Genomic DNA, 25,634 nt, shown 5'->3' with positions numbered 1-25,634 from the left:
AGGAAAAAAGAAATAATGCGTAAAGAAACCCGCTTTAAATTTAATGCCTACCTGACCCGTCTCGCTGAGCTGAACGGCGTCGGCGTGGAAGACCTGAGCAAGAAATTCAGCGTTGAGCCGTCAGTGACGCAGACGCTGTTTGACAAGATTCAGCAGTCCTCTTCGTTCCTGCAAAAAATCAACATGGTGGTGGTCGGCGAGCTGACCGAGGAGAAAATCGGCATCGACGTCAACGGCACGATTGCCAGTACCGCCGACACGTCGAACGGCGTGGAGCGCAAGACCGCCGATTTTTCGAAAATGGACGCTTACCGCTATTTCTGTCAGCCGGTGAACTTCGATTTTCACATGAAGTACAACAAGCTCGATTTGTGGGCGCGTTTCCAGGACTTTCAGACCCGTATCCGCGACGCGATCGTCAAGCGCCAGGCGCTGGACTACATCACCATCGGCTTTAACGGCGTAAGCCGTGCGCCAACCTCAGACCGCCAGAAAAACCCGCTGTTGCAGGATGTGGCCACCGGCTGGTTGCAGAAGTACCGCAACGATGCACCGGCTCGCGTCATGGATAAGGTCGTCGATGACACCGGGGCTGTCATTTCCACGACCATCAAGGTCGGCAAGAAAGGGCATTACAAAAACCTCGACGCACTGGTGATGGATGCGCACGAGACGCTGATTGCTGAAATCCACCGCGAAAACCCGGAAATGGTGGTAGTTTGCGGGCGTCGCATCCTGACCGACAAATATTTCCCGATGATCAACAAATTTCAGCCGAACACCGAGCAACTGGCCGGGGAGCTGATTATCAGCCAGAAAACCATCGGCCAGTTACAGGCGGTGCGCGCGCCGTTCTTCCCGGCCAACAGCATTCTGATCACCACGCTGGATAACCTCTCGATTTATCTGTACGAGGACGGCCACCGCCGCCACATCATCGAGAATCCGAAGCTCGACCAGGTGGAAAACTACGAGCAGGTGAAAGTCGACTTTGTGATTGAAGACTACGAAGCCGGTTGCCTGATTGAAAACATCGAAATCCTTGAGCCGGAAGAAGAGGTAACCCCGGAAGGCACCACCGCCACCGTGTTTGCGGCGGCAATCGTCGACGCCATGAAAACCCTGATGGCTGATAACGCCGCACCTGCTGGCGGGTCGGAAACTTCCACCACCGGCGAAGGAGCGTAACCGATGGCGAGCCCCGCACAGCGTCATGCGATGCGGGTCTCGGCCATGCTGGCCGCGCAGCGGGAGAACGCCCCGCTGCGCCATGCCACCGCTTACGAGCAGATGCTCGTTAAGCTGGCCGCAGACCGCCGGACGCTGAAAGAAATCCATTCGAAAGAGCGTAAAGCTGACAAAAAGCGCGAGCTGCTGCCGTTTTATCTGCCGTGGGTCACGGGCGTGCTGGAGAACGGCACCGGCGCGCAGGATGCCATTTTAATGACGGTCATGCTGTGGCGTCTCGATGCCGGTGACATTTCCGGCGCGCTGGAAATCGCCCGCTATGCGCTGCGCTACAACCTGTCGATGCCGGAAAATCATGCGCGCACCGTGCCTTACATGCTGGCCGAAGAGGTGGCGCTCGCTGCCCTGCGCGCCCGCGATGCCGGTCAGCCGGTCAGTGCGGCCATCCTTCTCGACATCATCAGTATGACCGCGAAAGCCGACATGCCCGATGAAGTGCGCGCCCGGCTGCACAAGGTCACCGGTCTGACACTGCGCGATGCCGGTCAGCTCGCTGACGCCATGACCCATCTGCAACGCGCGATCCAGCTCGACCGCAACGCCGGAGTACGTAAGGACATCGAGCGGCTCACGCGCGAGCTGAATCCAAAACCTGTTGTCGCAAAACCCGCGCCGAAAGCGCCCGCGAAAGCGGCGACACAGAAAAAAACAGCCACACCGGCGAAACGCGGGCGGGGACGCCCCCGCAAAAACGCCGGTTAACAGAATGCGCCCCGCGCCAGGGCGGCACGCCGGTCAAAGTGGGAGTTTCACCTTATCTGCGACCGGCGTCCACCGCCCGCCTTTTCAGAGGTAGTCATGATGACGCTGATTATTAATAAAACCGATGCACCGCCGGATAACACGGTGGTCATCCCGCCGCCCGCTGGCGACGAGCCGGTGATTAAAAATACGTTTTTCTTTCCCGATATCGAGCCGAAGCGTGTGCGCGAGCTGATGCGCCTTGAGCAGACTATCGCCCCGGCGCGGTTGCGCCATGCCATCAAAACCGGCATTGCCGAGACGAATGCGGAGCTTTTTGAATACCGCGAAAGCCAGATTAAGGCGGGCTTTGCGCGCCTGGCTGATGTGCCATCGGATGATATCGACGGCGAGAGCACGCGGGTTTTTCATTACCAGCGCGCCGTGTGTGCAATGGCAACCGCCACCCTGTATGAGCGTTATCGCGGCGTGGATGCAAGCGCGAAAGGCGATAAAAAAGCCGACAGCATCGATACCACGATTGATGAGCTGTGGCGGGACATGCGCTGGTCAGTGGCGCGTATTCAGGACAAACCGCGCTGCATCGTGGGGCAAATCTGATGAAGGTCATCGCGCACCAGGGTGACACGCTCGATGTCATCTGCGCCCGCCATTACGGGTGTACTGAGGGGGTATTCGAGGCGGTGCTCGCTGCCAATCCGGGGCTGGCCGAACTTGGTGCGGTACTGCCTTACGGCACGGCGATTGAGCTGCCGGAGATTCAGGCCGCGCCCGTACAGGAAACGGTGAATTTATGGGACTGAGTATGGAAAAAATCACCTCCTCGCTCGCCTACTGGATAAGCGTCGCGCTGACCTTCTTTGGTGCCATGACGCCGCAGGATTTTGCCGCGTATTTCGGCGCGCTGGGCGTCGTGGCGACCGTCGGGGTGAACTGGTATTACCGGCGCAAAAGCTATGCGCTGTTAGCGCTACAGCTCGGACAGAACGCCCTGAGCAGTAAGGAGATTAACAATGTCATCAATCGTTAAGCGTTGCAGTGTGGTCGCGGTGCTGGCACTGGCGGCACTGTTGCCTGATTTTCGTTTACTCCGTACCTCCCCGGACGGGCTCGCCCTGCTGGCAGACCTTGAGGGGTGCCGTCTGCGTCCCTACCAGTGCAGCGCGGGGGTATGGACATCAGGCATCGGCCACACTGCCGGGGTCGCGCCGAAACGCGATATCACGGAGCGTGAAGCGGCAAAAAATCTTGTCGCTGACGTGCTGAATACGGAGCGCCGTCTTGCGGTCTGTGCGCCGGTCGACATGCCGCCGCAGGTTTACGACGCCGTGGTCAGTTTCGCCTTTAACGTCGGCACCGGCGCGGCGTGTAAGTCGACGCTGGTCTATTTCCTGAACCAGAAAAAGTGGCAACAGGCATGTGACCAGCTCCCGCGCTGGGTCTATATCGATGGCGTCAGAAATACCGGGCTGGAAAACCGCCGCAAGCGCGAGCGGGATTACTGCCTTAAGGGGGCAGAATGAAAACGCTAATCGTGTTGCTGATTCTGACCGTCGTCGGCCTGCTGTGGCTGCGCCATGAAAACGGCACTCTTCGCGAGTCTTTTGATAAAGCCAGCCGCGTCGCCAGCGAGCAGAAAACGACGATTGGCATGCTGAAAAACCAGCTCATTGTTGCCAGTGACCGTGCAGATAAAAACGAACGGGCGCAGGTGGATTTACGCCAGAAACTGAATGCCGCCGGTGAGCGCGAAGCCCGGCGGGAACAGACCATAACGAGGTTGCTCAATGAAAACGAAGCCTTTCGCCGCTGGTACAGCGCTGATTTGCCTGATGCTGTGCGCCGGTTGCACAAGCGCGCCGCCTGCGCCAGCGCCGGTGATTGTTTACAACGGCTGCCCGAAGGTGAGCCTTTGCCCGATGCCGGGAAGTGATCCACACACTAACGGCGATTTAAGCGCGGATATCCGCAACCTTGAGCGGGCGTTAGAAAGCTGCGCGCTTCAGGTCGAAACCGTCAAACAATGCCAGGATGATATCGATGCTCAAACCCGACAGTCTGCGAAAAGCCCTGACTAATGCCGCGCCGGTGCTGGCAGCTAACCCCGATATGCTGCGCCTGTATGTGGACAGCGGCAATATTGCCGCCACGCTGGCGACCTCGCTGTCGTTTGAAAAACAGTACACACTGAATGTGGTGGTGACCGATTTTACCGGCGATTTTGATTTGATCCTCGTGCCGGTGCTGGCCTGGCTGCGTGAGCATCAGCCCGATATTCTCAGCACCGACACCGGGCGGAAAAAAGGCTTTATTTTCGAGGCCGATATCAACAACGACAGCAGTTTCGATATCAGTATCAGCCTGTTACTCACCGAGCGAACGCTCGTTGAGGAAGTCGGCGCGGCGCTGCATGTGCGGTGCATCCCGGAACCGCCACTACCGGAGCCGGTGACGCGCCCGGATAAGTTTTATATCAATGGTGAACTGGTGAGTCAGTGGAATGGATGAGTTTAAGCCCTTCGACGATAAGCTCGCGGGGCTGCTTGCTGCCCTTTCGCCCGCTGGCCGTCGGCGTCTGACTGTCGATATTGCGAAGAAGCTGCGCCAGCGCCAGCAACAGCGGATTAAATCGCAAAAAGCCCCTGACGGGACGGCATATACCCCGCGCAAACGCCAGCCACTGCGGGCAAAGAAAGGCCGGATTAAGCGGGAGATGTTCGCGAAGCTGCGCACTAATCGCTATATGAAAGCCAGCGGTAATGACAGCGCGGCAGTGGTGGAGTTTACCGGGAAGGTGCAGCGCATCGCGCGTGTACATCAGTATGGATTAAGAGAAAAACAATCACCTTACAAACATATTATAAAATATGAATCAAGGGTCTTGCTAGGATACGCTTCTGATGAGAAAAAGATGATAATCGATGAGCTATCACATCTTTTATCGTTGTTGTAAAAAGAGCCTCTTGTTAGAGGCTAAAATATTCTGTTGAACTTCTTTCTTCTGGCGTTTAATGTGTCTTCGTTATTTTTTAACAACGCTCTCTTTTTTGATGTGAATTCAACAGTGCTACTAATATCGGTATTGCTTGTTTTGTAGTTATTTACTCTAAACTCACCAGTGTGCGTTTTTATAGAGTGAATAATAACGTCACCGGTCTTTGTTGTGAATAATTTAACACCCTCTTCATGGAGTAGGTTTCTAATTTCTTGTCTAGGATGTTGATATTGATTTCCATAATTTGAGCCTACAACTGCTACTAATGGTTTTATCTTCTTGATGAAGGCTGATGTTGTAAATCCATTGTCGGCTCCATGATGGGCCATAATCATTACATCCACCTCATTTCTGATGATGTTCATTTCTCTTAGATAAGATGCAATGTTTTCATCCTCAACATCACCCAGACTCAACACATTAAACGACCCCGTTCTAAAAAATTTTATTGTCGATTTATTGTTTGCATTGTCAGTATTGGTGTCTAATGGGTTGTATAAAATGTCATTGTATTTTAGTGAGCTAGCTTTACCTAAGGAGGAAATGTAATTTGGAGATATAGAAATTACTTTTACATTTTTGTTTGCTTGTGATTTTTTTCTTTTGTAGCTTTTTATAAGTTCTAAACAGTCAATACCGTTTTCAGTATGAGGCTCATATCCCGGATATTCTATTTTTTGTGGTTTAAGTGATAAGAGTATTTCATCTAGTTCAGAGTATTTGCAATGATCCTTGTCCCAAGACGTAATATGTAGGCAATCGATTTTCGTTACGGCACAATGTCCCATTTCCTCGTAGACACTTTGTCTGTTGATGTCATTAAGACGAGCCTCGATTAAAGTGAAATGTTTTCCATCAAAATATGAGTAAGACCCCCCTGTTTCACCTAACATAAAGGATCTAAAGCGGGTTTGTTTAACTTCTGCTGCCATTATTCATCTCGGTAATTGTCGGTAGCCATGTCAATAGGATATAGTTTAGAAAGAACTATAATCAATTGATTTAGATCAAAAAAGGAATTTTTTATGAGATTTCGTCAGAAAAAAATCGCATTATGTTTATCGGGTGGTGGAACCAGGGCGATAGCTTTTCACTCTGGTATGTTGAAATGCCTTGCTGAATCAAAAGGTTTTGAAAACATCGACAAAATTTCCACTGTGTCCGGGGGGAGTCTTCTTATTGGTTTGATATTTAAATTAAATAATTACAAGTGGCCAACCTCAAAAGAATATAATGAAAGTATCTATTATCTTTTAAGAGAACATTTATGTAGAAATAGTTTGATAATGCAATCTTTAAGGCAATTAATAAATCCAATGAACTGGGGCTATTTACTTTCAAGGGCAAATTTGGTCTCACTTGCTTTGCAAAAGGAATGGGGTGTAAATGCAACTTTATCACAGTTGCCTGAAAAGCCAGAGTGGTCAATAAACGGCACTACAGCAGAGAATGGTAAAAGGTTTCGATTCAAGAGAGATAGTATTGGTGATTATCTTACTGGTTACGCTTCTGCTGGTGACTTTTTATTAGCTGATGCATTGTCCGTCTCTGCTGCTTTCCCTGGAGGTATTGGTCCGTTTTCTTTAAATGCAAAAGACTACTCATGGAAAAAGAAAGAATGGGGTGCTGACGATGATAGTATCCAAGATGTTATTTTACAGACATCAAAATTAAGGGTTTATGATGGAGGTGTATACGATAATTTAGGTCTTGAGCCATTTTTTGACCAAAGTTCAGCTACAGCGAAAAAAGATGTGGAATTTATTATTTGTTCTGACGCAAGTGCACCTCTTCAGTTTGGGTTTACATATTGGAATTTAAATCCATGGAGATTGAAAAGAATAATGGATATTATTTCTGAGCAATCCAGAGCCTTGAGGGTCAGGACATTTGTAAAATATGTAATGCGTAATAATGGTGCTGGTTATTTTATTCATATTAATGATGTTAATTATAATAAAACGCTTCCTGATGGGAGAAGGATTTCTCATTACCCAACATCATTGAATAAATTTAATAGTGACGATTTTGATGCAATAGCTGGTATGGGTTATCAAATTTTGAAAGAAAAGATGACGTCCTTTTGAAGTGTGTTGTATGAATGGCCTCATAACTTAATTCAATTCCATTGCTGTGTGTTGTGCATAAAACTTGTGTTTATGAACATACCAGCAAACATTAACGAACTTGCCCGCGCTATTCGCAATATGGTACGCACCGGCACCGTGGTCGAAACCGATCTCAATGCCGGTCGCTGCCGTGTGCAGACCGGCGGCATTATTACCGACTGGCTCCAGTGGCTGACCCAGCGCGCCGGTCGTTCCCGTACATGGTGGGCTCCGTCTGTCGGTGAACAGGTGTTAATCCTTGCCGTCGGCGGCGAGCTTGATACCGCGTTTGTGCTGCCCGGTATTTTTTCCGATGAGAATCCCGCCCCGTCGGCCTCGGCGGATGCCCTGCATATTGCTTTCCCTGACGGCGCGGTTATTGAGTATGAACCCGAGACCAGCGCCCTGACCGTCAGCGGCATCAAAACCGCCGACGTCACAGCATCCGAGTCCCTCACCGCCACTGTGCCGGTAGTAACGGTCAAAGCCTCAACGCGCATCACGCTCGATACGCCGGAGGTGGTTTGTACAAACAAGCTCATCACCGGGTCGCTGGAAGTGCGGAGAGGTGGCACCCTGCGCGGCGACATCGAACACAGCGGCGGTGCGCTGTCATCTAACGGCAAAGTGCTGCATACCCACAAACACCCCGGCGACAGCGGCGGCACGACAGGAGCGCCACTATGACAGCCAGTTATATCGGTCTGAGCCGCAGCACCGGCGGGACAATCACCGACGCGGAACATATCAGCCAGAGCCTCAGCGATATCCTGCGAACGCCGGTCGGTTCGCGCGTGATGCGCCGGGATTATGGCTCGCTGTTATCCGCCATGATTGACCAGCCGCAGACCCCAGCGCTGGAGCTGCAAATCAAGGTCGCCTGTTATTTCGCGGTGCTCAAATGGGAGCCGCGCATCACCTTAAGCGCAGTGACCACGGAGCGTCAGCCTGATGGCCGCATGGTGGTCAGCCTGACCGGCGAGATTGCCAGCACTGGCGACGCCCTTTCGTTAACCATCCCTGTGAGCTAACACCATGCCGATTGTTGATTTAAGCCAGCTCCCCGCGCCGGATGTGGTTGAGGCGCTGGATTACGAGAGCATTCTCGCCGAGCGCAAGGCGACACTGGTTTCGCTGTTTCCGGCGGAGCAACAGGACGCGGTAGCCCGCACGCTGGCGCTGGAATCCGAGCCGCTGACCAAGTTTCTGGAAGAGAACGCCTACCGGGAGGTTATCTGGCGTCAGCGCGTCAACGAAGCCGCCCGCGCGGTGACGCTGGCAAGTGCTGAGGGGAGCGACCTTGATGTGATGGCCGCGAACAACAACACAGCGCGTCTGACCATCACCCCGGCAGACGATACCGCCATCCCGCCGGTGGCGGCGGTAATGGAGTCCGATGCCGATTTGCGCCTGCGCGCCCAGCAGGCGTTTGAGGGGCTGAGCGTGGCCGGTCCGGTCGGTGCCTATGAATACCACGGGCGCAGCGCCGACGGACGTGTCGCGGATATTTCTGTCGAAAGTCCGACACCGGCCTGTGTGACCATCACCGTGCTTGCCCGCGAGGGGGACGGCACCGCCACTGGTGACCTGCTGGCCGTGGTGGAAAAGGCGCTTAACGCCGAGGACGTGCGCCCGGTGGGCGACCGCGTGACGGTGCAGGCCGCTGAGATTGTGCCGTATGAAGTGGCCGCCACACTCTGGTTTTACCCTGGCCCCGAAGCGGAGCCCATTCGCGCCACGGCTGAGCAGAAACTGAAAGCCTATATCACCGCGCAGCACCGGCTGGGGCGTGACGTTCGCCGGTCTGCCATTTATGCCGCGCTGCATGTTGAAGGTGTCCAGCGCGTGGAGCTGAGCGCGCCGCCAGGCGACATCGTGCTCGGCAAACATCAGGCGTCTTACTGCACCGGGTACAGCATCACCGCCGGGGGGAATGATGAATAGTGACCGGCTGTTACCCGTCGGCTCGTCACCGCTGGAGGTGGCCGCCGCTGCCGCAGCGGCTGAAATTGCCCGCGTCCCGGTGCCGCTGCGTACCCTGTGGAATCCGCAGACCTGCCCGGTGGCGCTATTGCCCTATCTGGCGTGGGCGCTGTCTGTCGACCGGTGGGACGCTGACTGGCCGGAAGCCACGAAACGCCGGGTGATAGCGGCCTCGTTTTTTGTCCATCAGCACAAGGGCACCATCAGCGCCCTGCGTCGCGTGGTGGAGCCGCTCGGTTTTCTTATCGAGGTGCGCGAGTGGTGGGAGCTTAACGAGGAGCCAGGAACGTTTCGCCTGGTGGTGGGCGTGCTCGACGGCGGCATCACCGATGAGATGTATCAGGAACTGGAGCGGCTTATTGATGATGCCAAACCCGCCAGCCGTCACCTGACCGGGCTTGCCATCAGTCTGAGCACATCGGGCGAGTGTTACGTCGACGCGGGAAGCTATGCCGGAGACACGCTGGTCGTTTATCCGTATTTACCTGAGGACATCACCGGCGGCGGGGAATATTTCCCGGCCTCGGCCATTCATTTTATCGACAACGTGAGAGTAAGCGCATGACCGCGAAATTCTTTGCCATTCTGACCAACCAGGGCGCGGCACTGCTGGCAAACGCCACCGCGCTCGGGACTAAGCTCAATATCACGCAAATGGCCGTGGGCGATGGCAACGGCACCTTGCCGACGCCGGACGCCACGCAAACGAAGCTGGTTAACCAGAAACGCATCGCCCCGCTGAATATGCTGAGCGTTGACGCCAGCAATACCAGCCAGATTATTGCCGAGCAGGTTATCCCCGAAAACGAGGGCGGTTTCTGGATCCGGGAAATCGGGTTGTATGACGATAACGGCGTGTTAATTGCGGTCGCCAACTGCCCGGAAACCTACAAGCCGCAGTTGCAGGAGGGGAGCGGGCGCACCCAGACCATCCGCATGGTGCTGATAGTCTCCTCGACCGCTGCCGTCACACTGAAAATCGACCCGTCGGTTGTACTGGCGACGCGTCAGTATGCCGATGACAAGGCTATCGAGGTGAAAAACTATACCGATAACCTGATGAAACAACATGTTGCCGACACCAACCCGCATAAGCAGTATGCGCCGGTTGCCAGCCCGGTATTCACCGGTACACCGAAAGCGCCGACGGCGGCACAGGCATCAAACGACACCCAACTCGCTAATACGGCGTTTGTTCAGGCAGCCATTGCCGCACTGGTTTCCGGGGAGCTGGCAAAAAAACAGCCGCTTGATAAAACGCTGACTGATTTGTCGGGGAAGAGTGCTGCTGCAATTCTGGAATACCTCGGTTTGGGAAACTTAAAATATGGTGCGCCAATGATCGGCGAACTGGTTCACTGGCCGCGCTCGGAAATGCCCCAGGAAATCTGGACTGATTGCGGAATGGAATTTATTCCATACATGGGGCAGTCATTCGATGCTGTCAAATATCCTCTTCTGGCGCAGCTGCACCCAACCAACAAACTGCCAGCTGACATGCGCGGCTATGTTCCCCGTGGGTGGGATAATGCGCGGGGTATCGACATCGCACGCGTTTTAATGTCTTCACAAGAAGATGCGATCCGCAACATCGTTGGGACATGGTCCCCCATTACCGGTGGCTATTACGAGAATGGATTTGGTGGCGCAGTGACGAAGAATACAGGCAGTCAATACCCGCAGATAGCGACCAGCACAGGCACGATAACTAACGGGTTAAAGTTTGATGCATCTTTGTATGTCCCCACCGCATCAGAGAACCGGGTTAGAAACGTCGCATGGAATATGATTGTGAGGGCTAAATAATGGCTGGTTTATTCGATAAAAACGGCAATGCTACAGAGACGCACATTGCTACGGTGAGTGGTTTTGACCCTGTCACTGGCGAGCATATCGCAACCTACGAAGTGCGTATTTTCGCCGGTACCGGAATCCCCGGATTTTCAACATTGTCACTGGCTCCGGCAAAAGAATCAGGATACGCCTACTGCTGGAATGGCTCATCCTGGGAAAAGGTTATTGACCTGCGAAATTCGATAGCTTACGAAAAATCTACTGGCACCCAGGTAACTGTTAAAACTCTTGGCCACCTTGATGACAGTCTAACAGTTATCCCCCCCTCCACCGATTACGATACATGGAATGGCTCCGCCTGGGAGACAGACAAAGACGCTCAAAATGCAGCCACCATTGCTACAGCTCAATTGACTCGTTCAGCCCTGCTGACAACAGCAAATGCAGAAATTTCATGGCGGCAGGATGCGGTTGATACAGAGGTTGCAACGGATAAAGAAACCTCAGAATTATCAGAATGGAAAAAATACCGCGTGCTGTTGATGCGTGTTGATACAACAGCACCGGTATGGCCTATCCGGCCGGATGTGTAGTGGCTTCAGGTGCTGGTGGGAAATCAGCAGCAACTGGCATCCCGTATTCGTCCGCAATAATTTGCTGTCCTGCAAACTGTGCGGCCAGTAGTTCTAGCCACAATTTATCAGTAATTTCTACACTCTCAAGTGCTGGCCTGGTCGCATAAAACCCAGGTGGCTGCCGCCAGGGCTAAGTGCAAGACAGGGGGAAGACGCCCGAAATTCACAACCGAGCAATGGGCTCAGACGGGTAGGCTTATCGCTGCCGGTGAATCCCGGCAAAAGTTGCTATTATTTTTTACGCCTGTGTTTTTCGATGCGAATATTTTTGCCGCGCTACAGTGTGTGAGCCGCTTTACTCAAATACCGGTAGCCACTCTTTTCGCCAGAAGCGGGGCTTCCCTTCTCCAGTGCTTAAAAAGTTGTTGTATCCCTGCCCCAACGCCAATAAATAGCCCCGCACCCGCGCAGCCTGGAAAATACACTCACCCCAACACCACGGAGTTAAACGGATGAGTGATTTTCATCATGGTGTGCAGGTCGTCGAAATTAACGACGGCACACGCGTCATTTCCACCGTCTCGACCGCCATTGTCGGCATGGTCTGCACCGCCAGCGATGCCGATGCCGCGACCTTTCCCCTTAACGAGCCGGTACTGATTACCAGCGTGCAAAGCGCCATCGCAAAGGCCGGTAAAAAAGGCACGCTGGAAGCGTCCTTACAGGCTATTGCTGACCAGGCAAAACCGGTGATTGTCGTTGTGCGTGTCGCGGAGGGCACCGGTGATGATGAAGAGGAGGCGCTCGCGCAGACGATCTCCAACATCATCGGCACCACGGACGAGAACGGCAAATACACCGGCCTCAAGGCACTGCTCACCGCCGAAGCCGTCACCGGCGTGAAGCCGCGCATTCTCGGTGTGCCGGGCTTTGACACGCTGGAAGTGGCGACCGCACTTGCACCGATTTGTCAGAAGCTGCGTGCGTTCGGCTACGTCAGTGCGTGGGGCTGCAAAACGGTTTCTGATGCCATCAAGTACCGCGACAATTTCAGCCAGCGTGAATTAATGGTTATCTGGCCGGATTTTCTCGCCTGGGACACCGTGAAAAATGCAACCACCACGGCATACGCCACCGCCCGCGCGCTCGGTCTTCGCGCCTACATCGACCAGTCGGTCGGCTGGCATAAAACCCTGTCTAACGTCGGCGTCAATGGCGTGACCGGCATCAGTGCGTCGGTGTTCTGGGATTTGCAGGAGCCCGGCACCGATGCGGATTTGCTTAACGAGGCGGGCGTCACAACGCTGATTCGCAAGGATGGCTTTCGTTTCTGGGGTAACCGCACCTGTTCGGATGACCCGTTATTCCTGTTTGAGAATTACACCCGCACCGCGCAGGTTATCGCCGACACGATGGCCGCCGCGCACATGTGGGCGGTCGACAAGCCCATCACCGCGACGCTTATCCGCGATATCGTCGACGGCATCAACGCCAAATTCCGCGAGCTAAAAACCAACGGTTACATCGTCGATGCGACCTGCTGGTTTGACGAAGAAGCCAACGACAAAGAGACCCTGAAAGCCGGAAAACTGTATATCGATTATGACTATACGCCGGTTCCCCCACTGGAAAACCTGACCTTACGCCAGCGCATCACCGATAAATATCTGGCGACGCTGGTTTCCTCGGTCAACAGCAAATAAGGAGCCTGACTAAATGGCAATGCCGCGCAAGCTCAAATACATGAATGTGTTCCTGAATGGCTACAGCTATCAGGGAGTCGCCAAATCCATCACCCTGCCGAAGCTGACCCGCAAGCTGGAGAACTATCGCGGCGCGGGGATGAACGGCGTCGCGCCCATCGATATGGGGCTCGATGATGATGCCCTGTCGATGGAATGGTCGCTCGGCGGTTTCCCCGATTCCGCTATCTGGGAGCTGTACGGCGCAACCGGCGTCGATGCCGTGCCGATTCGTTTTGCGGGCTCCTACCAGCGCGACGACACCGGCGAAACGGTCGCCGTTGAGGTGGTCATGCGTGGCCGCCAGAAAGAGATCGACACCGGCGAAGGTAAACAGGGCGAAGACAGCGAATCCAAAATCTCGGTTATCTGCACGTACTTCAAACTGACGATGGACGGTAAAGAGCTGGTTGAAATCGACACGCTCAACATGATTGAGAAAGTGAACGGCACCGACCGGCTGGAACAGCACCGCCGCAATATCGGCCTGTAATTTTTCACCCGGTCAGCGAGGCTGGCCGGTTAACCCCATTCCCGATTAAGAAGAGAACACCATGACGAACGAAAACGTGATCACCCTGGAAAACCCCGTCAAACGCGGCGAGCAGGTCATCGACCAGATTACGCTGATGAAACCCAACGCCGGTACGCTGCGCGGTGTCAGCCTGGCCTCGGTGGCAAACTCTGACGTCGACGCGCTGATTAAAGTGCTGCCACGCGTGACTGCGCCGTCACTGACCGAGCAGGAAGTCGCCGCGCTTGAATTACCTGACCTTGTGGCGCTGGCCGGTAAGGTGATTGGTTTTTTGTCGCCGAATTCGGCGCAGTAAACTTCCAGCCCGACCTGTCAGTCGATGACCTGATGGCGGATATCGCGGTGATTTTTCACTGGCCGCCATCGGAGTTATTTCCCCTGAGCCTGACCGAGCTCGTTACATGGCGCGAAAAAGCGCTCCAGCGAAGCGGAAACACCAATGAGTGATGTGAAATTACAGGTATTGCTCAGGGCTGTTGACCAGGCGACCCGCCCGTTAAAATCCATCGAAAAGGCCAGCAAAACGCTGGCCGGCGATATCCGGGCGACGCAAACCACATTACGTGAACTCAACAGCCAGGCATCCAGAATCGAGGGGTTTCGCAAGACCAGCGCACAGCTTGCCGTGACCAGCCAGTCGCTGGCGAAAGCGAAACAGGAAGCCGCCGCGCTGGCCGTGGCGTTTAAACAGACCGAAAACCCGACCCGCGCACAGGCCGCCGCAATGGAAGCCGCGCGCAAAAATGCCGCCGCGCTCCAGCTCAGACATAACAGTCTGCGTGAAGCGGTACAGCGTACACGGCAGGAACTCAGCCAGGCGGGCATCAACACGCGCACGCTGGCCGCTGATGAGCGCCGCCTGAAAACCAGTATTGGTGAAACCACCTCGCAACTTAACCGGCAGCGCGAGGCGCTGGCGCGCGTCAGTGCGCAACAGGCCAAACTGAGCGCGGTTAAGCAGCGCTATCAGGCGGGAAAAGCGCTCGCCGGTCAATCGGCGGCGGTCGGCGCTGCCGGTGTCGGGATTGCCACGACCGCCACACTGGCCGGTGCGGCACTGTTAAAGCCGGGATTTGATTTTGCGCAGAAAAACTCTGAGCTCCAGGCGACGTTAGGTGTAGCCAAAGACTCGGCAGAAATGACCGCCCTGCGTAAACAGGCGCGCCAGCTCGGCGATAATACTGCCGCCTCGGCTGATGATGCCGCCGGGGCGCAAATCATCATTGCCAAAGCGGGCGGCGATGCGGCTGCCATTCAGGCCGCGACCCCCGTCACACTCAATATGTCGCTCGCCAACCGGCAGACGATGGAGGAGAACGCAAAATTACTCCTGGGGACGAAAAGCGCCTTTCAGCTATCCAATGACAAAGTGGGTCACATCGGGGATGTCCTGTCAGCCACGATGAATAAATCTGCCGCCGATTTTCAGGGGCTCAGTGACGCCATGACGTATCTGGCGCCCGTTGCCCGCGCGGCGGGGGTAAGCCTCGAAGAAGCGGCCGCGATGACCGGTGTTCTGCACGATAACAACATCACCGGGTCAATGGCCGGGACGGGCAGCTCGGCGGTTGTCAGTCGTTTACAGGCTCCCACCGGGCAGGCGTTCACCGCCCTGAAAGAGCTTGGCATTAAGACGTCCGACAGCAAAGGCAACATGCGGCCTGTCTTCACCATCCTGAAAGAAATCAGCGCCAGCTTTGCGAAGCACAAGCTGGGTAACGCCCAGCAGGGCGAATACCTGAAAACCATTTTTGGTGAGGAGGCGCTGAAATCCGCCAACGCCCTGTTGCAGGGTGCGGCATCCGGCAGACTCGACGCGCTGACAGCGGCGTTAAAGGCGTCCGATGGCAAGACCGAGGAACTGGTTAAAGTCATGCAGGACAACCTCGGCGGCGACTTCAAAGAATTCCAGTCAGCTTATGAGGCGGTCGGTACTGACCTTTTTGACCAGCAGGAATCCTCCCTTCGCAAACTGGTGCAAACCGCTACCGGGTATGTGCTCAAGCTCGACGGCTGGATCCAGAAAAACAAAGGGCTGGCGCAGACGCTCACCACCATTGCGGCGGTGGCCGTCGGGATTATCGGGGTTGTTGGCGCAATCGGTCTGGTGGCGTTCCCGGTTATCAGCGGTATCAACGCCATCATTGCGATTGCCGGGGTGCTCGGCACTGTCTTCAGCGTCGTGGGTGGCGCGATCATGACGGTACTCGGCGCGCTCACCTGGCCGATTGTCGCGATTGGCGTCGCCATCGTCGCCGGGGCATTGCTGATTCGTAAATACTGGGAGCCCATTTCGGCATTTTTTGAAGGCGTGATTGAAGGGCTTAAGGCGGCGTTTGCGCCGGTCGGGGAACTGTTCTCACCACTGAAACCGATGTTTGACTGGCTGGGGGAAAAGCTCAAAGCCGCATGGGACTGGTTTACGAATCTGCTTGAGCCGGTGAAATCGTCTCAGGAGCAACTCAACGCCTGTAAAGATGCCGGGATGCGATTCGGCCAGGGTCTGGCTGATGCGCTGATGTTTCCGCTTAAAGCGTTCAACAAACTGCGCGCGGGGATTGAGTGGGTACTGGAAAAACTCGGCGTCATTAACAAGGAATCGGGCGACCTCGATAAAACGGCGGAAAAAGCCGGTGCCGCGCAAGCCGGTGCAACGCAAAACCCGTCAATCAGTAATGGCGGGTATATACCTGCAACCAGCACGTACGGCGGCTATCAGTCGTATCAGCCTGTTACCGCTCCCGGTGCCGGGAACGCGTACACCGACAACCGGCAGAGCCATTACAACATCACACTGAATAACGGTGGTGCGCCGGGCGGCGACCTCGGGCGTCAGTTGCAGGATGCCGTTGAGAAAGCCGACCGGGACAAACGCGCCCGCGAACGGGCGAACATGCGTACTGACGGATAAGGAACCACTGAAATGATGCTTGCACTTGGCTTTTTCGTTTTTATGCGTCAGACGCTGCCTTTTCAGAGCATGCAGCGCGACGCGGAATACCGCTGGCCGTCAAACAACCGCGTCGGCAAACGCGACGCCTTTCAGTTTCTCGGCGTTGGCGAGGAGAAAATCACGCTCAGCGGCGAGCTGTTCCCGGAACTCACCGGCGGGCATCTGACGCTGACCGCGCTGCGCCTGATGGCGGAGGAGGGGCGCGCCTGGCCGTTACTGGCAGGGACTGGCCTGATTTACGGGATGTACGTTATCAACAGCATCAGCGAGACCGGCACCGAGTTTTTTGCCGACGGCTCGCCCCGCAAAATCACCTTTACCATGACACTGACCCGTGTCGATGAGTCGCTCGCGGCGGTGTATGGCGACCTGAATAAACAGGCCGACAGCCTGGTCGGTAAGGCGAAAGAAGCCGTCACGAAATTAACGTCAAGCCTGGGGTTCTGATGGCAGAGATACTGTACAGCGAAGCGGGGAGCTCGCTCACCCCCGCGTTTATGCTGAAAATTGACAGCAAAGATATTACCGGCAATATCAGCGACCGCCTGATTAGCCTGACCATGACCGATAACCGGGGGTTTGAAGCCGACCAGCTCGATATCGAGCTCAACGACGCCGACGGGCGTGTCGTCCTGCCGGTGCGCGGGGCGGTGCTGACGCTGTTTCTTGGGTGGAAAGGTTCTGCGCTTATTGGTAAGGGCAGTTTCACCGTGGATGAGGTTGAACACCGTGGCGCGCCTGATACCGTGACCATCCGGGCACGGAGCGCCGATTTTCGTGGCTCCCTGAATTCCCGACGCGAGGAGTCATGGCACGATAAAACGCTCGGCATGATTGTCGAGACCATCGCGACACGCAACAAACTGACGGCGGCCATTGCGCCGGAGCTCGCAAAAATCGTTATTCCGCATATCGACCAGTCGCAGGAATCCGACGCCAAATTCCTGACCCGGCTTGCCGACCGGAACGGCGGCGAGGTGTCTGTCAAAGCGGGGAAACTGCTGTTTCTCAAACCGGGCAATGCGGTCAGCGCCAGCGGTAAACCCATCCCACAGGCGACCATTATCCGCAGCGACGGCGACCGGCACCTGTTCGCGATTGCTGACCGGGGCGCTTACACCGGCGTTACCGCGCAATGGCTGCATACCAAAGAACCGAAGCCAAAAAAGGTGAAAGTGAAGCGCAAGCCAAAGGTGCAGCACCTGCGCGCCCTGCAACACCCGAAAGCCAAAGCTGCGAAAAAGAAAGAGGCCAAAGTCCTGGAGGCGCGCGAGGGTGAATACATGGCCGGTGAGGCTGATAACGTATTCGCACTAACCACGGTCTATTCAACAAAAGCCCAGGCAATGCGCGCGGCTAAAGCGAAGTGGGACAAATTACAGCGCGGCGTGGCTGAGTTCTCGATAAATCTGGCCGTCGGGCGCGCCGATCTCTACCCGGAAACGCCGGTGAAAGTCTCAGGGTTTAAGAGCATTATCGATGAGCAGGCATGGATAATTACCAAAGTGACTCACGCGCTCAGCAACAACGGCTATACGACGGTCTTAGAACTGGAGGTGAAACTTTCTGATGTTGAGTATGATGCGGAGTCCGACGACGATGAAGTGATAGATGATGTCTCGCATTAAGTGAATTTCTGTAATTCTCATTATGCGAATTTTTAGATATAATGAATTCTCTTTTAGAGAAATTCGAGGCGATCATGTTCCATTGTCCACAATGCAAGCATGCTGCGCATGCACGTACAAGCCGCTATCTAAGCGAGAACACAAAAGAACGCTATCACCAATGCACCAATATCAATTGCAGTTGTACCTTTGTGACAATGGAATCAATAGAGCGCTACATTGTGACGCCGGGCAAAATTGATCCTGCGCCACCCCATCCAAATCAAACCGGACAACGTCAGTTATGGTTCTAAAATTACCCGCCTCGCGCGGGTTTTTTTATGTCGCAAAAAACCTCGAAATCGTATCAATCGCGGCATTGCCAAAAAACTGGTGCGACACTTTTGCGACACTCAGTGATCTGAAAACAAAAAAGCCACTCATGAGAGTGGCTTAATTATATGATTTTAAAGCTAAAATTTGGTGGCCCCTGTTGGGTTTGAACCAACGACCAAGCGATTATGAGTCGCCTGCTCTAACCACTGAGCTAAGGGGCCGTGGCGGGGAATTATAAAGTAACTTACCCCTGCAATCCAGCAGGAATCACCTGGCTGATGTTTTTATAAACAACGCATTTTCAATCTCTTATACTGGCGTTTATCGCTTTTGTTCGGGAGTTAAGCATGATCCACGATATTCTGGCGCCGGGACTGCGGGTGGTGTTTTGTGGCATCAATCCGGGTAAATCATCTGCTCATACCGGTTTCCATTTTGCCCATCCGGGGAATCGTTTCTGGAAAGTTATCCATCAGGCCGGTTTTACCGACCAGCAACTGCGCCCCGAAGATGAGCGGCATCTGCTGGATACCCGCTGTGGCATCACTATGCTGGTTGAGCGCCCAACAGTGCAGGCCACGGAAGTCGGGTTGCATGAGCTGCGAAACGGCGGCAGGGAACTGGTCAAGAAAATTGAGGATTATCAGCCCGCTGCGCTGGCGGTTTTAGGAAAGCAAGCCTTTGAGCAGGCGTTTAGCGTACGCGGTGCAAACTGGGGTAAGCAAAATATGACGATCGGCGTGACGCAGGTCTGGGTGCTGCCAAACCCCAGTGGGCTTAATCGTGCAACGCTGAATAAACTGGTGGAAGCGTATCGTGAACTGGACGAGGCACTGGTGACGCGCGGGCTGTAACGGCAACTAGTGGGCAAAAAAAAGCTCCCGTACGGGAGCTTTTTTATCGCCTGACGAATTAATCGTCGAGGAAGCTACGCAGCACTTCAGAACGGCTCGGATGACGCAGTTTACGCAGCGCTTTCGCTTCGATCTGACGGATACGTTCGCGGGTCACGTCAAACTGTTTACCCACTTCTTCCAGCGTGTGGTCGGTGTTCATATCGATACCGAAACGCATACGCAGAACTTTCGCTTCACGGGCGGTCAGGCCAGCCAGAACGTCGTGCGTTGCGGCGCGCAGACTTTCAGTGGTTGCAGAGTCCAGCGGCAGCTCGAGGGTGGTATCCTCGATGAAATCACCCAGATGCGAATCTTCATCATCACCGATTGGTGTTTCCATGGAGATAGGCTCTTTCGCGATTTTCAGCACCTTACGGATCTTATCTTCCGGCATCAGCATACGCTCAGCCAGCTCTTCCGGCGTGGGTTCACGGCCCATTTCCTGCAACATCTGGCGGGAGATACGGTTGAGCTTGTTGATAGTCTCAATCATATGCACCGGAATACGAATGGTGCGCGCCTGATCCGCGATGGAACGGGTGATCGCCTGACGGATCCACCAGGTTGCGTAGGTGGAGAATTTGTAACCACGGCGGTATTCGAACTTATCAACCGCTTTCATCAGACCGATGTTGCCTTCCTGAATCAGATCGAGGAACTGCAGACCGCGGTTGGTGTATTTCTTGGCGATAGAAATAACCAGACGCAAGTTCGCTTCCACCATCTCTTTCTTCGCACGACGCGCTTTCGCTTCGCCGATAGACATACGACGGTTGATGTCTTTTACCTGCTCAATGGTCAGGCCGGTTTCTTCTTCAATTTGTTGCAGTTTCATCAGGCTGCGTTGAACTTCTTCTGCCACTTCATGCAGTTTTTCCGACCACGGTTTGTTCATGGCCAGCGCAGCGTTGAACCAGGTTTCGTTGGTTTCGTTGCCGGTGAACAGTGTAATGAAGTTTTTCTTCGGCATTTTGCACTGTTCAACACACAGTTTCATGATGATGCGTTCCTGGGTACGTACGCGATCCATCATGACTCGCATGCTGTTGACCAGGTAATCGAACTGTTTTGGCACCAGACGGAACTGTTTGAACACTTCAGACAGCTTCAGGATCTCTTCCTGCGCGGCAACGTGGCTGCGTCCTTTGGCTTTGATAGTGTCGCGAGTCAGTTCGTACTGGGTACGTAGCTCAGCGAATTTTTCACGCGCCAGTTCAGGATCGATGCTGTTGTCATCATCGCTGTCGTCGTCTTCTTCATCTTCTTCGTCTTCATCATCATCCATCTCTTCGCTGGAGAGTTCAGAACCGACGTGGGTCGCGGTTGGCGCCATGTCTTCTTCAGCGTTTGGATCGACAAAGCCGGTGATCAAATCTGAGAGGCGAGCCTGTTCAGCTTCAACGCGATCATACTGCTCCAGCAGATAGGTGATCGCTTCCGGGTATTCGGCAACGGAACACTGAACCTGGTTGATGCCGTCTTCGATGCGTTTAGCGATGTCGATTTCGCCTTCGCGGGTCAGCAGCTCAACGGTGCCCATTTCGCGCATGTACATGCGCACCGGGTCAGTGGTTCGCCCGATTTCAGATTCAACGCTGGAAAGCACTTGTGCGGCGGCTTCTTCCGCATCTTCGTCAGTGTTGTTGGAGTTTTCGGCCAGCAACAGATCATCGGCGTCCGGTGCTTCTTCCATCACCTGGATGCCCATGTCGTTGATCATTTGGATGATGTCTTCGATCTGATCGGAGTCGACGATATCTTCCGGCAGATGGTCATTGACCTCGGCATAGGTCAGATAGCCTTGCTCCTTACCACGGGTGACAAGAAGCTTCAGCTGTGACTGCGGGTTTTGCTCCATAAGACGGTATCCACACTTAATTCATGAGGGTTGGTGTCGGTCGGCGAAATAAACCGCCAACATTTAACGCGAGGGTGTATTTATATTTTTGCCGCTGGCCCTCATCGCGGCTGTCGGGATCTTCCCGATCGGTTATCGGCACTTAAGCCGTTGAATTCACTTTTTTGCCAGTTCCTGGTTCAATTGCCAGAGTTCCCGGCGTTCTTCGCTGCTTAAACCATGTGTGCGGTCACGAGCTATTAACTCTTCTTGCCGCCGTTCAAGCATCGAATCAAACATATGATTGAGCGCGTCGGTGAACGTTTTTTCAGCGATGTCTTTATCTGCTATATCGTCCCACATCGACAGTTTTTCAAGGGTTGCGGCCTCTTTTGTGCCGCGATAGTGCTCAAGCAACTGGCCAGTAGTCAGGCCTGGCTGTGACAAACAAGTGTTGACCAGTTCTGTAAATAAGCCAAGCCCGGCAAGCCTTGAGTGATCCAAACCCTCTAACGGCGGCACCTTCGGAGCCAGTTCCGGGTTCTGGATCAATAACCCTATCAGTATACGCATGGTTGTGCGTTTTAGCTGCGGAGCGGGGCGCGGCGTTGCGCTTTCCACCTGTTTTGGCATTAATCGATCAAGTTGCGCATCGTCGAATATGCCAATTTTATTCCCCAACAGCTGGCGCAGCTGGATGCGTAGCGTTTCGCCCGGCACCTGGTTGATTAACGGCAGCGCTAATGCGGCAAGCTGCGTTGTACCATCCGGTGTGGTTAAATCCGCCTGCGGCAACAGGCTGTTGAACAGAAACGTGGAGAGCGGCAGTGCCTGCTCCATCCGCGCTTCGAACGCCTCTTTGCCCTCTTTACGCACCAGCGTGTCCGGATCTTCGCCATCCGGTAAAAACATAAAACGCAGCTGACGGCCATCGCTCATATAAGGCAGCGCGGTTTCCAGCGCTCGCCATGCGGCATCACGGCCAGCACGGTCACCGTCGTAACAACAGATAACATTTTTAGTTACACGAAAAAGTAACTGAATATGATCCGCCGTTGTTGACGTTCCAAGCGACGCCACCGCATAGTTGATGCCGTATTGCGCCAGCGCCACCACGTCCATATAGCCTTCGACGACTAGCAGTCGCTGAGGCTCGTCATTGTCCTGCTGCGCTTCATAAAGGCCATACAGCTGGCGGCCCTTATGGAAAATATCTGTTTCCGGGGAGTTCAGGTATTTAGGCGTATCGTTACCCAGAACGCGCCCACCAAAACCAATCACCCGGCCACGTTTGTCACGAATGGGAAACATGACCCGTTCGCGGAAACGATCGTAACTGCGTCCCTGATCGTTTGTGACCAGCATGCCCGCATCAATCAATGATTTACGGTTTTCGCTGTTGCCGCCAAAACGCTTTAATACGTTGTCCCAGCCGGGTGGCGCGTAACCAATGGCGAACCGCTCAATGATTTCGCTGCTCAAACCGCGTCTGGACAGATACTGGCGTGCAGGCTCTGCGGCAGGTTGTGTCAACGATTGCTGATAAAACGCGTTTAGCCCATCCATTAATTGATAGAGCGTTTGCCGTTGATGGCGCTCTATCAGGCTGGGTCCACTGCCTGCTTCAAATGGCACTTCAAGATTGTGCATTGCCGCCAGTTCTTCGACGCTTTCGACAAACTCGAGCTTGTCGTAGTTCATCAGGAAGTCGAGGGCGTTGCCATGCGCGCCGCAGCCAAAGCAGTGGTAAAACTGTTTTTCACCGTTCACGGTGAAAGAGGGCGTTTTTTCGTTATGGAAAGGACAACACGCGTGATAGTTCTTGCCCTGCTTTTTCAGCTTTACACGCGCGTCGATGAGATCGACGATGTCGGTGCGCGCCAGCAGGTCATTAATAAAGACACGTGGAATTCGTCCAGCCATAAGCCCCGTTTTGATCTTTTATAGCCGTTGTTTTCCGGGCCAACATGATGCGACCGAAATCCGCAGGTTATATCAGGTTATAAACGAAAATAAGCCGCGCATTCCTTTCGGAAGCACGGCCTTACAACTACAACTCGGTCTAAACGAAAGGGCGCTTGCCCTGACAGATTAGTACAGACGAGTACGGCGTGCGTTTTCGCGAGCCAGTTTCTTCGCGTGACGTTTCACTGCGGATGCTTTAGCGCGTTTACGTTCGGTAGTCGGTTTTTCATAGAACTCACGACGACGAACTTCCGCCAGAACACCTGCTTTCTCGCAGGAACGTTTGAAGCGACGCAGAGCTACGTCGAACGGCTCGTTTTCACGTACTTTAATTACCGGCATGTGCCTCTCACCTTTGATTAATTCGGTTTGCCGCTGGCGTTCACGCCAGCTTATTTCAAAATGGTGCGGAATTTTACTGCAAGTGCTGCTGCTTTGTAAAGCACCGCCGCCCTTTTTGAAAGGGGACTTTTGTAAGGGTGAGGAGTATACACGAACTCCGCTGCAGGAGTGAGCAAAGTTTTACTTCGACCCGCATTCGCCCTACACTGCGCGCTATTGCAAAGAGGTAAACAGAGTCATGCGCATACTGGGCATTGAAACATCCTGCGATGAAACTGGCATCGCAATCTATGACGATCAACAAGGGCTGTTAGCCAACCAACTGTATAGTCAGGTAAAACTTCACGCCGATTACGGCGGTGTTGTGCCAGAGCTGGCTTCGCGCGATCACGTGCGTAAAACCGTACCGCTGATTCAGGCCGCGTTGAAAGAGTCCGGGTTAACTGCGAAAGATATCGATGCAGTGGCTTACACCGCAGGGCCTGGTCTTGTCGGTGCGCTGCTGGTTGGTGCGACGGTTGGCCGTTCGCTCGCTTTCGCCTGGGACGTTCCCGCCATCCCGGTTCACCATATGGAAGGGCACTTGCTGGCGCCAATGCTGGAAGAGAATCCACCGGCGTTTCCATTCGTTGCGCTGCTGGTTTCCGGTGGGCATACGCAGCTTATCAGCGTAACCGGCATCGGACATTATGAGCTGCTTGGTGAGTCGATTGATGATGCCGCCGGGGAAGCTTTTGATAAAACGGCTAAGCTGCTGGGGCTTGATTACCCGGGCGGGCCGATGCTCTCAAAACTGGCGGCTCAGGGCACGGAAGGCCGTTTTGTTTTCCCGCGTCCGATGACCGATCGTCCGGGGCTGGATTTTAGCTTCTCCGGTCTGAAAACTTTCGCGGCGAACACCATTCGTAACAACGGTTCTGACGATCAAACCCGCGCCGATATTGCGCGTGCGTTTGAAGACGCCGTAGTCGATACGCTGATGATCAAATGCAAGCGTGCGCTGGATCAAACCGGTTTTACGCGTCTGGTTATGGCCGGTGGCGTGAGCGCCAACCGTACGCTGCGCGCGAAACTGGCGGAAATGATGCACAAGCGTCGTGGCGAAGTGTTCTATGCACGCCCGGAGTTTTGCACCGATAACGGCGCGATGATCGCCTATGCGGGAATGGTGCGTCTGAAAGCGGGTAATGATGCAGGGCTGGGGGTGACTGTGCGTCCACGCTGGCCACTGGCGGAGTTGCCTGCGGCGTAAACCGTGATGGCCCGGTAGCACACTGTGCGCCGGGCGATATTATGACGCTTTTCCTTTCTCTTCTTTTTTCTTCTTCAGCTTCGACCAGATTTTGCCTTCCTGATGTCGCCACAGGCGCTGAATATTGTCGTGATGGCGTAGCAGGATCAGGCAGGACAGCATCGCGACCGGGAAAGTGAACTGCGGTTTGAACCACCAGACGTAAAATGGTGCGATCAACGCGCTGACAATCGCCCCCAACGATGAATAGCCGCTCAGCAGCACCGTTAACAGCCAGGTTCCCGCCATCACGCCCGTTAAATCCCAGCCGATAGGTGCGATAGCGCCGAATGCCGTCGCCACGCCTTTACCGCCTTGAAACTTAAAGAAAACCGGCCAGATATGACCCAGACAGGCGGCAATCGCGATAAGGCCGAGCCAGAACGGCGTGACGCCAAGCGCATACGCGCCCCACACTGGCAGCATGCCTTTTAAGACATCAAAAATCAGTACCGTTAGCGCGGCACCTTTGCCACCAATGCGTAATACGTTGGTCGCTCCGGGATTACCGGAGCCACTCTCGCGCGGATCGGGCAGACCGGCGATGCGGCAGACCAGAATGGCGCTGGAAATAGAGCCACAAAGGTATGCAAGGAGAATCATCCCAGGCGCGATTGCACTCATAACGCTGTTCCGTTGTGAAAATGTCGTTTTATTCTCTGCATCCATGGATAATACGCATAAATGATGGAAAGTGGTATCCAGGTTTTGCGCAAAATCTGACA

The 25,634-nt window shown here is 54.3% G+C and carries 32 protein-coding genes, 1 tRNA gene and 1 pseudogene; 28 read left to right on the top strand and 6 right to left on the bottom strand.

Annotated features, from left to right (window positions below):
- The first annotated feature begins 15 nt into the window (after nt 1-15).
- The 10 genes from H650_RS10970 to H650_RS10930 all read left to right on the top strand — a co-directional run bounded on the left by H650_RS10970 (nt 16) and on the right by H650_RS10930 (nt 4,903).
- Nucleotides 16-1,188 (top strand): phage major capsid protein, P2 family, encoded by a 1,173-nt coding sequence (locus H650_RS10970; RefSeq protein ID WP_020455335.1) that lies wholly within the window; start codon nt 16-18, stop codon nt 1,186-1,188.
- Nucleotides 1,189-1,191: 3 nt separating this feature from the next.
- Nucleotides 1,192-1,950 (top strand): phage terminase small subunit, encoded by a 759-nt coding sequence (locus tag H650_RS10965; RefSeq protein ID WP_020455334.1) that lies wholly within the window; start codon nt 1,192-1,194, stop codon nt 1,948-1,950.
- A 96-nt stretch (nt 1,951-2,046) separates the two neighbouring features.
- A complete protein-coding gene (locus tag H650_RS10960; RefSeq protein ID WP_020455333.1) occupies nt 2,047-2,550 on the top strand; it encodes a head completion/stabilization protein in 504 nt (167 codons plus the stop codon).
- Nucleotides 2,550-2,753 carry a tail protein X gene (locus H650_RS10955; protein ID WP_020455332.1) on the top strand — a complete coding sequence of 68 codons (204 nt, stop codon included), beginning with the start codon at nt 2,550-2,552 and terminating at the stop codon, nt 2,751-2,753. The genes H650_RS10960 and H650_RS10955 overlap by 1 nt, the downstream gene beginning before the upstream one ends.
- Entirely contained in the window at nt 2,744-2,980 is a 237-nt protein-coding gene (locus H650_RS10950; RefSeq protein WP_020455331.1) for an HP1 family phage holin, read from the top strand. Before H650_RS10955 ends, H650_RS10950 begins: the two co-directional genes overlap by 10 nt.
- A complete protein-coding gene (locus H650_RS10945; RefSeq protein ID WP_020455330.1) occupies nt 2,964-3,473 on the top strand; it encodes a lysozyme in 510 nt (169 codons plus the stop codon). The genes H650_RS10950 and H650_RS10945 overlap by 17 nt, the downstream gene beginning before the upstream one ends.
- A complete protein-coding gene (gene lysB, locus H650_RS10940; protein ID WP_020455329.1) occupies nt 3,470-3,883 on the top strand; it encodes an Rz-like lysis system protein LysB in 414 nt (137 codons plus the stop codon). Before H650_RS10945 ends, lysB begins: the two co-directional genes overlap by 4 nt.
- Entirely contained in the window at nt 3,783-4,028 is a 246-nt protein-coding gene (gene lysC / locus H650_RS25940) for an Rz1-like lysis system protein LysC (RefSeq protein ID WP_110093619.1), read from the top strand. Before lysB ends, lysC begins: the two co-directional genes overlap by 101 nt.
- Nucleotides 3,991-4,458, top strand: a complete 468-nt coding sequence (locus H650_RS10935; RefSeq protein ID WP_044489490.1) for a phage tail protein — start codon at nt 3,991-3,993, stop codon at nt 4,456-4,458. Before lysC ends, H650_RS10935 begins: the two co-directional genes overlap by 38 nt.
- Entirely contained in the window at nt 4,451-4,903 is a 453-nt protein-coding gene (locus tag H650_RS10930; RefSeq protein WP_020455327.1) for a phage virion morphogenesis protein, read from the top strand. The genes H650_RS10935 and H650_RS10930 overlap by 8 nt, the downstream gene beginning before the upstream one ends.
- Before the next feature lie 20 nt (nt 4,904-4,923).
- Here H650_RS10930 and H650_RS10925 read toward each other — a convergent pair whose 3' ends face one another.
- Nucleotides 4,924-5,877: a ComEC/Rec2 family competence protein gene (locus H650_RS10925; RefSeq protein ID WP_020455326.1), complete on the bottom strand. Its 954-nt coding sequence runs from the start codon at nt 5,875-5,877 to the stop codon at nt 4,924-4,926.
- 93 nt (nt 5,878-5,970) lie between these two features.
- On the opposite strand from H650_RS10925, the gene H650_RS10920 reads away from it, so the two are divergent.
- The 16 genes and pseudogenes from H650_RS10920 to H650_RS24520 all read left to right on the top strand — a co-directional run bounded on the left by H650_RS10920 (nt 5,971) and on the right by H650_RS24520 (nt 18,556).
- The gene (locus H650_RS10920; protein WP_020455325.1) at nt 5,971-7,032 is read left to right on the top strand and encodes a patatin-like phospholipase family protein; all 1,062 of its coding nucleotides are present in this window, start codon (nt 5,971-5,973) and stop codon (nt 7,030-7,032) included.
- Between the two features lie 72 nt (nt 7,033-7,104).
- Complete coding sequence (locus tag H650_RS10915) at nt 7,105-7,740, top strand: phage baseplate assembly protein V (RefSeq protein ID WP_020455324.1); 636 nt, start codon at nt 7,105-7,107, stop codon at nt 7,738-7,740.
- The gene (locus tag H650_RS10910) at nt 7,737-8,084 is read left to right on the top strand and encodes a GPW/gp25 family protein (RefSeq protein ID WP_020455323.1); all 348 of its coding nucleotides are present in this window, start codon (nt 7,737-7,739) and stop codon (nt 8,082-8,084) included. Before H650_RS10915 ends, H650_RS10910 begins: the two co-directional genes overlap by 4 nt.
- A gap of 4 nt (nt 8,085-8,088) precedes the next feature.
- Nucleotides 8,089-8,997, top strand: a complete 909-nt coding sequence (locus tag H650_RS10905; protein ID WP_020455322.1) for a baseplate assembly protein — start codon at nt 8,089-8,091, stop codon at nt 8,995-8,997.
- The gene (locus tag H650_RS10900; protein ID WP_020455321.1) at nt 8,990-9,601 is read left to right on the top strand and encodes a phage tail protein I; all 612 of its coding nucleotides are present in this window, start codon (nt 8,990-8,992) and stop codon (nt 9,599-9,601) included. The genes H650_RS10905 and H650_RS10900 overlap by 8 nt, the downstream gene beginning before the upstream one ends.
- Nucleotides 9,598-10,842, top strand: a complete 1,245-nt coding sequence (locus H650_RS10895) for a phage tail protein (RefSeq protein WP_020455320.1) — start codon at nt 9,598-9,600, stop codon at nt 10,840-10,842. Before H650_RS10900 ends, H650_RS10895 begins: the two co-directional genes overlap by 4 nt.
- Complete coding sequence (locus tag H650_RS10890; protein WP_020455319.1) at nt 10,842-11,423, top strand: tail fiber assembly protein; 582 nt, start codon at nt 10,842-10,844, stop codon at nt 11,421-11,423. The genes H650_RS10895 and H650_RS10890 overlap by 1 nt, the downstream gene beginning before the upstream one ends.
- A gap of 156 nt (nt 11,424-11,579) precedes the next feature.
- A pseudogene (locus H650_RS26115) lies at nt 11,580-11,705 on the top strand (DNA-invertase); the annotation flags it as partial.
- Nucleotides 11,706-11,917: 212 nt separating this feature from the next.
- Nucleotides 11,918-13,108 carry a phage tail sheath protein gene (locus H650_RS10885; RefSeq protein WP_020455318.1) on the top strand — a complete coding sequence of 397 codons (1,191 nt, stop codon included), beginning with the start codon at nt 11,918-11,920 and terminating at the stop codon, nt 13,106-13,108.
- 13 nt (nt 13,109-13,121) lie between these two features.
- Nucleotides 13,122-13,640: a phage major tail tube protein gene (locus tag H650_RS10880; RefSeq protein ID WP_020455317.1), complete on the top strand. Its 519-nt coding sequence runs from the start codon at nt 13,122-13,124 to the stop codon at nt 13,638-13,640.
- 61 nt (nt 13,641-13,701) lie between these two features.
- Nucleotides 13,702-13,977, top strand: coding sequence for a phage tail assembly protein (locus tag H650_RS10875; RefSeq protein WP_020455316.1), 276 nt, complete (start codon nt 13,702-13,704; stop codon nt 13,975-13,977).
- Nucleotides 13,978-14,009: 32 nt separating this feature from the next.
- Nucleotides 14,010-14,129: a GpE family phage tail protein gene (locus tag H650_RS10870; RefSeq protein ID WP_020455315.1), complete on the top strand. Its 120-nt coding sequence runs from the start codon at nt 14,010-14,012 to the stop codon at nt 14,127-14,129.
- On the top strand, nt 14,122-16,593 hold the full coding sequence (locus H650_RS10865) for a phage tail tape measure protein (protein WP_020455314.1): 2,472 nt from the start codon (nt 14,122-14,124) through the stop codon (nt 16,591-16,593). The genes H650_RS10870 and H650_RS10865 overlap by 8 nt, the downstream gene beginning before the upstream one ends.
- Nucleotides 16,594-16,605: 12 nt before the next feature.
- Nucleotides 16,606-17,082 carry a phage tail protein gene (locus H650_RS10860; RefSeq protein ID WP_020455313.1) on the top strand — a complete coding sequence of 159 codons (477 nt, stop codon included), beginning with the start codon at nt 16,606-16,608 and terminating at the stop codon, nt 17,080-17,082.
- Complete coding sequence (locus H650_RS10855) at nt 17,082-18,263, top strand: phage late control D family protein (RefSeq protein WP_020455312.1); 1,182 nt, start codon at nt 17,082-17,084, stop codon at nt 18,261-18,263. Before H650_RS10860 ends, H650_RS10855 begins: the two co-directional genes overlap by 1 nt.
- 74 nt (nt 18,264-18,337) lie before the next feature.
- Nucleotides 18,338-18,556 (top strand): DNA-binding transcriptional regulator, encoded by a 219-nt coding sequence (locus H650_RS24520; RefSeq protein WP_020455311.1) that lies wholly within the window; start codon nt 18,338-18,340, stop codon nt 18,554-18,556.
- Between the two features lie 167 nt (nt 18,557-18,723).
- Here the strand turns inward: H650_RS24520 and H650_RS10850 are convergent.
- A tRNA-Ile gene (locus tag H650_RS10850) sits at nt 18,724-18,799 on the bottom strand.
- A 126-nt stretch (nt 18,800-18,925) separates the two neighbouring features.
- On the opposite strand from H650_RS10850, the gene mug reads away from it, so the two are divergent.
- Nucleotides 18,926-19,432: a G/U mismatch-specific DNA glycosylase gene (mug, locus tag H650_RS10845; RefSeq protein ID WP_020455310.1), complete on the top strand. Its 507-nt coding sequence runs from the start codon at nt 18,926-18,928 to the stop codon at nt 19,430-19,432.
- Nucleotides 19,433-19,490: 58 nt separating this feature from the next.
- Here the strand turns inward: mug and rpoD are convergent, their stop codons facing one another.
- From rpoD to rpsU, 3 genes are all read right to left on the bottom strand, one after another.
- Complete coding sequence (rpoD, locus tag H650_RS10840) at nt 19,491-21,332, bottom strand: RNA polymerase sigma factor RpoD (protein WP_020455309.1); 1,842 nt, start codon at nt 21,330-21,332, stop codon at nt 19,491-19,493.
- A gap of 156 nt (nt 21,333-21,488) precedes the next feature.
- Entirely contained in the window at nt 21,489-23,234 is a 1,746-nt protein-coding gene (gene dnaG, locus H650_RS10835; protein WP_020455308.1) for a DNA primase, read from the bottom strand.
- A 168-nt stretch (nt 23,235-23,402) separates the two neighbouring features.
- Nucleotides 23,403-23,618, bottom strand: coding sequence for a 30S ribosomal protein S21 (gene rpsU, locus H650_RS10830; RefSeq protein WP_001144069.1), 216 nt, complete (start codon nt 23,616-23,618; stop codon nt 23,403-23,405).
- Between the two features lie 238 nt (nt 23,619-23,856).
- Here rpsU and tsaD point away from each other — a divergent pair, with 238 nt between their 5' ends.
- Nucleotides 23,857-24,870: a tRNA (adenosine(37)-N6)-threonylcarbamoyltransferase complex transferase subunit TsaD gene (tsaD, locus tag H650_RS10825; protein WP_020455307.1), complete on the top strand. Its 1,014-nt coding sequence runs from the start codon at nt 23,857-23,859 to the stop codon at nt 24,868-24,870.
- Nucleotides 24,871-24,909: 39 nt separating this feature from the next.
- Here tsaD and plsY read toward each other — a convergent pair whose 3' ends face one another.
- The gene (gene plsY / locus H650_RS10820) at nt 24,910-25,533 is read right to left on the bottom strand and encodes a glycerol-3-phosphate 1-O-acyltransferase PlsY (RefSeq protein ID WP_020455306.1); all 624 of its coding nucleotides are present in this window, start codon (nt 25,531-25,533) and stop codon (nt 24,910-24,912) included.
- Between the last annotated feature and the right edge of the window lie 101 nt (nt 25,534-25,634).

The sequence above is a fragment of the Enterobacter sp. R4-368 genome, assembly GCF_000410515.1.
In the GTDB taxonomy this organism is placed as follows: Bacteria; Pseudomonadota; Gammaproteobacteria; order Enterobacterales; family Enterobacteriaceae; genus Kosakonia.
Note: the sequence above shows the minus strand (reverse complement) of the source record. Positions and strands in the feature narration are given on the sequence as shown.

Coding starts and splice junctions, on each gene's coding strand:
- H650_RS10875 (WP_020455316.1), top strand. CDS start 13,702: ATGACGAACGAAAACGTGATCACCCTGGAAAACCCCGTCAAACGCGGC.
- lysB (WP_020455329.1), top strand. CDS start 3,470: ATGAAAACGCTAATCGTGTTGCTGATTCTGACCGTCGTCGGCCTGCTG.
- H650_RS10880 (WP_020455317.1), top strand. CDS start 13,122: ATGGCAATGCCGCGCAAGCTCAAATACATGAATGTGTTCCTGAATGGC.
- H650_RS10955 (WP_020455332.1), top strand. CDS start 2,550: ATGAAGGTCATCGCGCACCAGGGTGACACGCTCGATGTCATCTGCGCC.
- H650_RS10970 (WP_020455335.1), top strand. CDS start 16: ATGCGTAAAGAAACCCGCTTTAAATTTAATGCCTACCTGACCCGTCTC.
- H650_RS10935 (WP_044489490.1), top strand. CDS start 3,991: ATGCTCAAACCCGACAGTCTGCGAAAAGCCCTGACTAATGCCGCGCCG.
- rpsU (WP_001144069.1), bottom strand. CDS start 23,618: ATGCCGGTAATTAAAGTACGTGAAAACGAGCCGTTCGACGTAGCTCTG.
- H650_RS10895 (WP_020455320.1), top strand. CDS start 9,598: ATGACCGCGAAATTCTTTGCCATTCTGACCAACCAGGGCGCGGCACTG.
- H650_RS10865 (WP_020455314.1), top strand. CDS start 14,122: ATGAGTGATGTGAAATTACAGGTATTGCTCAGGGCTGTTGACCAGGCG.
- H650_RS10920 (WP_020455325.1), top strand. CDS start 5,971: ATGAGATTTCGTCAGAAAAAAATCGCATTATGTTTATCGGGTGGTGGA.
- H650_RS10870 (WP_020455315.1), top strand. CDS start 14,010: ATGGCGGATATCGCGGTGATTTTTCACTGGCCGCCATCGGAGTTATTT.
- tsaD (WP_020455307.1), top strand. CDS start 23,857: ATGCGCATACTGGGCATTGAAACATCCTGCGATGAAACTGGCATCGCA.
- H650_RS10930 (WP_020455327.1), top strand. CDS start 4,451: ATGGATGAGTTTAAGCCCTTCGACGATAAGCTCGCGGGGCTGCTTGCT.
- H650_RS24520 (WP_020455311.1), top strand. CDS start 18,338: ATGTTCCATTGTCCACAATGCAAGCATGCTGCGCATGCACGTACAAGC.
- rpoD (WP_020455309.1), bottom strand. CDS start 21,332: ATGGAGCAAAACCCGCAGTCACAGCTGAAGCTTCTTGTCACCCGTGGT.
- H650_RS10950 (WP_020455331.1), top strand. CDS start 2,744: ATGGGACTGAGTATGGAAAAAATCACCTCCTCGCTCGCCTACTGGATA.
- H650_RS10925 (WP_020455326.1), bottom strand. CDS start 5,877: ATGGCAGCAGAAGTTAAACAAACCCGCTTTAGATCCTTTATGTTAGGT.
- H650_RS10905 (WP_020455322.1), top strand. CDS start 8,089: ATGCCGATTGTTGATTTAAGCCAGCTCCCCGCGCCGGATGTGGTTGAG.
- lysC (WP_110093619.1), top strand. CDS start 3,783: ATGCTGTGCGCCGGTTGCACAAGCGCGCCGCCTGCGCCAGCGCCGGTG.
- H650_RS10915 (WP_020455324.1), top strand. CDS start 7,105: ATGAACATACCAGCAAACATTAACGAACTTGCCCGCGCTATTCGCAAT.
- H650_RS10945 (WP_020455330.1), top strand. CDS start 2,964: ATGTCATCAATCGTTAAGCGTTGCAGTGTGGTCGCGGTGCTGGCACTG.
- H650_RS10855 (WP_020455312.1), top strand. CDS start 17,082: ATGGCAGAGATACTGTACAGCGAAGCGGGGAGCTCGCTCACCCCCGCG.
- H650_RS10860 (WP_020455313.1), top strand. CDS start 16,606: ATGATGCTTGCACTTGGCTTTTTCGTTTTTATGCGTCAGACGCTGCCT.
- plsY (WP_020455306.1), bottom strand. CDS start 25,533: ATGAGTGCAATCGCGCCTGGGATGATTCTCCTTGCATACCTTTGTGGC.
- H650_RS10885 (WP_020455318.1), top strand. CDS start 11,918: ATGAGTGATTTTCATCATGGTGTGCAGGTCGTCGAAATTAACGACGGC.
- dnaG (WP_020455308.1), bottom strand. CDS start 23,234: ATGGCTGGACGAATTCCACGTGTCTTTATTAATGACCTGCTGGCGCGC.
- H650_RS10960 (WP_020455333.1), top strand. CDS start 2,047: ATGATGACGCTGATTATTAATAAAACCGATGCACCGCCGGATAACACG.
- mug (WP_020455310.1), top strand. CDS start 18,926: ATGATCCACGATATTCTGGCGCCGGGACTGCGGGTGGTGTTTTGTGGC.
- H650_RS10900 (WP_020455321.1), top strand. CDS start 8,990: ATGAATAGTGACCGGCTGTTACCCGTCGGCTCGTCACCGCTGGAGGTG.
- H650_RS10910 (WP_020455323.1), top strand. CDS start 7,737: ATGACAGCCAGTTATATCGGTCTGAGCCGCAGCACCGGCGGGACAATC.
- H650_RS10890 (WP_020455319.1), top strand. CDS start 10,842: ATGGCTGGTTTATTCGATAAAAACGGCAATGCTACAGAGACGCACATT.
- H650_RS10965 (WP_020455334.1), top strand. CDS start 1,192: ATGGCGAGCCCCGCACAGCGTCATGCGATGCGGGTCTCGGCCATGCTG.